Annotated in this window: 5 protein-coding genes; 2 read left to right on the forward strand and 3 right to left on the reverse strand. The window is 58.8% G+C overall.

Annotated features, from left to right (window positions below; translation table 11 throughout):
* Positions 1-101 precede the first annotated feature (101 nt).
* Together AAAB16_RS16300 and AAAB16_RS16305 are read right to left on the reverse strand one after the other, a co-directional pair.
* The gene (locus AAAB16_RS16300) at positions 102-1,328 is read right to left on the reverse strand and encodes an HD-GYP domain-containing protein (RefSeq protein ID WP_340664264.1); all 1,227 of its coding nucleotides are present in this window, start codon (positions 1,326-1,328) and stop codon (positions 102-104) included.
* 207 nt (positions 1,329-1,535) lie between these two features.
* Positions 1,536-2,471, reverse strand: a complete 936-nt coding sequence (locus AAAB16_RS16305) for a universal stress protein (RefSeq protein ID WP_340664265.1) — start codon at positions 2,469-2,471, stop codon at positions 1,536-1,538.
* A gap of 244 nt (positions 2,472-2,715) precedes the next feature.
* Between AAAB16_RS16305 and AAAB16_RS16310 the strand changes: the two genes are divergently transcribed.
* Complete coding sequence (locus AAAB16_RS16310) at positions 2,716-3,789, forward strand: NAD(P)-dependent alcohol dehydrogenase (protein ID WP_340664266.1); 1,074 nt, start codon at positions 2,716-2,718, stop codon at positions 3,787-3,789.
* Between the two features lie 287 nt (positions 3,790-4,076).
* Entirely contained in the window at positions 4,077-4,865 is a 789-nt protein-coding gene (locus AAAB16_RS16315; RefSeq protein WP_340664267.1) for a helix-turn-helix domain-containing protein, read from the forward strand.
* Here the strand turns inward: AAAB16_RS16315 and AAAB16_RS16320 are convergent.
* A complete protein-coding gene (locus AAAB16_RS16320) occupies positions 4,858-5,283 on the reverse strand; it encodes a potassium channel family protein (protein ID WP_340664268.1) in 426 nt (141 codons plus the stop codon). The two genes, AAAB16_RS16315 and AAAB16_RS16320, sit on opposite strands and share 8 nt — an antisense overlap.
* Positions 5,284-5,335: the final 52 nt, after the last annotated feature.

Here is a 5,335-nt window from a genome sequence, read left to right on the forward strand (position 1 = left end):
GAAAACATAGCCACTCCATCCTTGAGGAGCTGGGGAGACGGCTTTAGCCTAGTTCAGTCCCTGCGCGGCGTCGGTTTTTTGCTGCCTGAGTCAGCCCGTGCTCAGGGAATGATCAAACCTTTTTTGCGGTAGTGCTCGATATCAATACCGTAGGTGCCAGAGCACTCCACCGCGCGCACGCGTAAGGCGCGGCCTTCGTAGTCTTTGGGGTTGCGCGCCATATCGACCACGCGCTCGCGGCACGGCTGTTTGTCGGCGTCGAGCACCACCAGTACGCGCGGTTTGAGTTTGCTGTCGGGTGGGCAGCCAATAATGATGCCGACCTCGCCGTTACTTAGCTCAACGATTTCGCCGGGCGGGTAGATGCCGATCAGGCGAATAAAGGTGCCAACGATGTCTTCATCGAACTGGCTGCCGGCGCAATCAAACAGAATACGTAACGACTCCAGACTGGACTTGCCCTTGCTGTAGATGCGGTCGCTGTTAATGGCGTCGTAGGCATCGACCACGGCGATAATTTTCGCGCTATAGGGAATGCGGCTGGCGTCCAGGCCACGTGGGTAGCCATTGCCGTCCAAACGTTCATGGTGGGCATAGGCCACATCTACCGTCGCCGCCGTGACCTGCTGGTGGCTCAAGAGCAGGCGCCGACCATGGTCTGCGTGGGCCTTCATAATCACCAATTCGTCCGGGGTGAGCGCACCGGGCTTATTGAGGATTTCGCTGGGCACTTTCATTTTGCCGATGTCGTGCAGCATGCCGCACACGCCGATCTCCTCCAACTGCAACGGCAGCATGCCCAGTTCGCGGCCCAAGGCGATGGCAAAGATGGCCACGCGTAAGGAGTGTTCGGCGGTATACAGATCGCTGTTTTTGATCCGCGCCAGCCACAGTAGGGCAGCGGGATTGCGCAGAATGCTGTCTACGCACTCCTTGACCACCGCTTTAACTGCCGCGATATCAATCTGCACGCCCAAATGCACGGCGTTAAGAATACGCAGCGACTCCTCATGGGCAGCATTCCAGGCCGGTAATGCCGTGGTCAGCTCCTGAAAAAAATCCACTTTGCGGATTTTGGCTCGCTCGGGCACCGCCGCGGTGGCCTGCGCCAGCACCCATTCCTCGGCGCTATGGGAGCGTTGGCCATCGACCCATACAAAGTCACAGGCCGCCTGCACGGCCCGCAGTTCATGGGTGGTTTGCAGCAAGAAACCCTGAAATAGAAAGGCGGTTTCACTCCAGGGGCGGTCCAGCTCCACCACGTACATGCCGATGCGCAGCTTATCGACGTCGATTTTTATGCGTTCATTATTAGAAGTTAGTGACATAGCGGTGTTTCCTGAGCGCAAAAGCAGAGACAGAGACTGCGCAGCGGCAGCAGGCACTATGGCCGATAGCCGGCATAGCGAATAGAGGCTCCTGTTAACGACGTCGCAACGGCTTAAAAAGGATTAAAGCGGCCCCGGGCGCAGTATGCCGAGGCCAACCTTAAGTGGTTATGAAGGTGTGTTAACGGGGTCTATAGCGACAGGCTATCAATGCGCGACAAACGGCAGCATCAACACACTGCTGGGCATGCTGTAGAGCAGGTGGTCGGCCGTGCTGCCCAACAGTTTTAGCAGCCCGTGACGGTGGATACGGCCCATTACGATCACGTCGATCTGCTGTTCTTCGGCAAAGGCACTCAGCGCCCGGCCTGGGCTGCCCAACACCATATGGCGGTTGGCCAGGGGAATGCCGTTGCGCTCGGCCAAGGTATTCAAGGCCTCAAGCTGGGCCTCATAGAACTGCTGGGTGTACACCGATGCCGACAACAGCGCGCTGCTGGCAAAGCCGCTATCGGTGCCGGCCAGCGCCGATAAGTCATAGGCGTACACCAGGTGTACATCGGCTTTGCACTGCATGCCCAACTTTAACGCTTCGTAGATGATCTGCTCGTTGAACTCCTGCTGGTCGCAGCTGGCATCGAACGGGTCAACGGCCGCCATGATGCGCCGTGGCAGCGGGTGATCGGCGCTGACCACAAAGTGCACCGGTGTCTGGCATTGGCGCGCCAGGTGCAGGTCTAGCGGGGTGAAAAACGCACGCTTGAGCATTGATACATGGTCGACCGCTTTGATCAGCAGGGCGGCGGGCATTTCTTCTACATGGGCGAGTATTTCCGGCAGCGGGTCTTTGACCCATTGCACCTCAACGGTCACCTCGACGCCGAGCTGGCGCATGGTCGCGGCCTGGGCTTGCAGCCAACGGCGATGGCGCTCCACATACTCGGTTTGCAGCATCTGCAAGGCCTGTTCATTAACCAGGCCTGCGGTGGCCAAGCCTTCTAAATAATCGAACGCGACAATATGCAGGGCTGCACCTTTGGCTTTGGCCAGCAGCATGGCGCGGTCAAACGCCAGATTTTTTTCCAGCACCGGTGGGGCGATCAGCAGCAGGCGATGGGGCGTAGTTACGTGTTGGGCAGACATGGGGCACCTCACGAGATAAAAACTGGCATAGGCAAAAGCGGGCAGGGCCTAAGCCGTTGGTGAGGGCAGTGTGCGAGCCGCATAGCGCGGCAAATTTGATTGATATCAAAACCGCTTGAGCTCGGCAAAAGTCGGCAGGGCTTTGCAGTGGCGCGGGCAGTGGTGCCCTTAGCTTGATCTCGATCAACATCCCTACACGTTTGTAGGAACAATCTTACGCACGCCTTACCCTGGAGCAGATGCCATGCCGCTTATGAAAGCCGCTGTTTTCGTCGAGAAAAACCGCATCGTGCTGGCCGACAAACCGATCCCCGATATCGGCCCGCTGGACGCCCTGATCCGCATCACCACCACCACCCTATGCGGCACCGATGTGCATATCCTGCGCGGCGAATACCCGGTAGCCAAAGGCCTGACCATTGGCCATGAACCAGTGGGCGTCATTGAAAAACTGGGTGCTGAGGTCAAGGGGTTCCACGAAGGTCAGCGAGTTATTGCTGGCGCCATCACCCCCAGCGGCCACAGCTTTGCGTGCCTGTGTGGCTGCGGCTCGCAAGACGGCCCGGACACGCCCCACGGCTTTCGCGCTACCGGCGGCTGGAAGTTCGGTAATCTGATTGATGGTAGCCAGGCTGAATACCTGCGCGTGCCGGATGCCATGGCCAATCTCTGCGCCATTCCCGACCACCTGACTGACGAGCAGGTATTGATGTGCCCGGACATTATGTCCACCGGCTTTAGCGGCGCCGAGCGTGGTGACGTGAAAATCGGCGACACCGTGGCGGTGTTCGCCCTCGGGCCGATTGGCCTGTGTGCGGTCGCCGGTGCGCGGTTGAAGGGCGCCACCACCATTATTGGCGTCGACACCGTAGCCGCGCGTATGACCGTGGCGCGCAGCATGGGCGCCAGCCATGTGGTGGATTTTAAGCAGGGCGACGTGGTGGCGCAGATTATGGCCATCACTGGCGGGCGCGGCGTGGATGTCGCCATTGAGGCCCTGGGCACGCAAACCACCTTTGAATGGGCACTGCGGGTATTACGCCCGGGCGGCACACTGTCGAGCTTGGGCGTGTACTCCAGCGACCTGACCATTCCGCTCAACGCCTTTGCCGCCGGCCTGGGCGACTACAGCATTGTCAGCACCCTATGCCCAGGCGGTAAAGAACGTATGCGCCGGCTGATGGCGGTGGTCGCCAGTGGCAGCGTTGACCTTAAACCGCTGGTCACCCACCGTTTCAAGCTGGATGACATTGAAGCGGCATACGAGCTGTTCGCCCATCAGCGCGATGGCGTGTTGAAAGTGGCGATTACACCCTGATCGAGGAGGGCATTTGTATGTTGATTGCGATAAGTCACAGCAAAGCCGACCAGCCCTGTATGGTGCGCCTAGATGGTTATGTGGTGCCCTTTGGCTCCGACGCGCAGGCACAGGCTTTTGTCCGCCAGTTGCGCCAGCGCATTGCCGCACCGCATTCCTTGCCGCTCCTGCCACGCCAGGAGCCCAAGCCCGAATTTCGCAGTGGGAAACTACCGGTCAAACGATCGGGTGTAAGTGCCTGAAACTCCGTGGCTCGTACATTAACCGTCGCGTGTTGAGGCTTCACTATGCAAACCGTTTTGGCTCCCGTTAACACCGTTCTCACGTCAGCCGCACCGGCCATTCCTATCCATGTGCACCCGTTGGCGACGGCCTGCACCACCTGCGCGGTGAATAGCCTGTGTTTGCCCGTAGGCTTTTCCAAAGATGAAACCGCGCGTTTGGATACCCTGATTTCCCAGCGTATTCGGGTGAAGAAAGGCGCCGGCTTGTTTCACGCCGGCGACCCCTTGCAAAACCTCTACGCCGTGCGCTTTGGTTCGTTCAAAACCACCTTGGTCAGCGCCGACGGGCGCGGCCAGGTCACCGGCTTTTTGATGTCTGGCGACATTCTCGGGCTGGACGCCATCAGCACCGAGCGCCATGCCTGTAGCGCCTTTGCCTTGGAAGACAGCGAAGTGTGCCCGATCTCTTTCAGCCGCCTGGAACGCTTGGCCGGCGAGTTTCCTTCGTTACAGCACAACCTGAATCGCATGCTTAGCCGCGAAATTGTGCGCGACCACGAAATGCTGATGATGATGGGCTGTCACAACGCCGACGAGCGTCTGGCCGCGTTTCTGGTTGGGCTGTCGCAGCGTTTTGTCAGCCGTGGCTACTCGGCCCATGGTTACCTGCTGCGCATGAGCCGCGAGGACATTGCCTCCTACCTGGGGCTACGCCTGGAAACCGTGTGCCGTAGCCTGGCGCGTTTTCGCGACCTGGGCTTGATCGCCTACCAAGGCCGAGTCATGGAAATTCTCGACCTCGCCAACTTGCAAGCGCAGGTGCAATACGGGCGTAAACCGGCGCTTATTTGATGTTCCAGTAACGCTGCATTTCCAGGAACAGAAAGGACGCCGTCCAGGTGATCAACACCAGACCTGTCAGCGCCTCTAAACCGGTGAGGTATTTCAAATGGCCCACCGGCTCGATATCGCCAAAGCCAATGGTGGTAAAGGTGGTGAAGGAAAAGTACGCACAGTCGGTCAGCGTGCCATCAAAGTTGCCCGCCAGATTGCCCCAGCCGCCGCGCTTGATCATCACAAAATACGCCAGAGCAAAACACCACACCTCAATGGCATGGGCCACCATGGCACCGAGCACACCAAACACGATGCGGAACCGATGCCAGATCTTCAGACGCGGCAGCAAGTTGTTCAGCCGTAACAGGCACTCGTAGTGAATAACCACGGCCGCCACAACCACCAGCATATTGACCACACTCACCAGCAGCATGCCGACCTCCCAAAGCCTTCAATCGCGTCAGCAACGCGGCATTGGATTGTTG

The sequence above is a fragment of the Pseudomonas sp. genome (genome assembly GCF_037994325.1).
GTDB lineage: Bacteria > Pseudomonadota > Gammaproteobacteria > Pseudomonadales > Pseudomonadaceae > Aquipseudomonas.

Bases quoted from the DNA above. Each gene is read 5' to 3' on its own strand.
- AAAB16_RS16300 (WP_340664264.1), bottom strand. From the start codon at position 1,328: ATGTCACTAACTTCTAATAATGAACGCATAAAAATCGACGTCGATAAG.
- AAAB16_RS16305 (WP_340664265.1), bottom strand. From the start codon at position 2,471: ATGTCTGCCCAACACGTAACTACGCCCCATCGCCTGCTGCTGATCGCC.
- AAAB16_RS16310 (WP_340664266.1), top strand. From the start codon at position 2,716: ATGCCGCTTATGAAAGCCGCTGTTTTCGTCGAGAAAAACCGCATCGTG.
- AAAB16_RS16315 (WP_340664267.1), top strand. From the start codon at position 4,077: ATGCAAACCGTTTTGGCTCCCGTTAACACCGTTCTCACGTCAGCCGCA.
- AAAB16_RS16320 (WP_340664268.1), bottom strand. From the start codon at position 5,283: ATGCTGCTGGTGAGTGTGGTCAATATGCTGGTGGTTGTGGCGGCCGTG.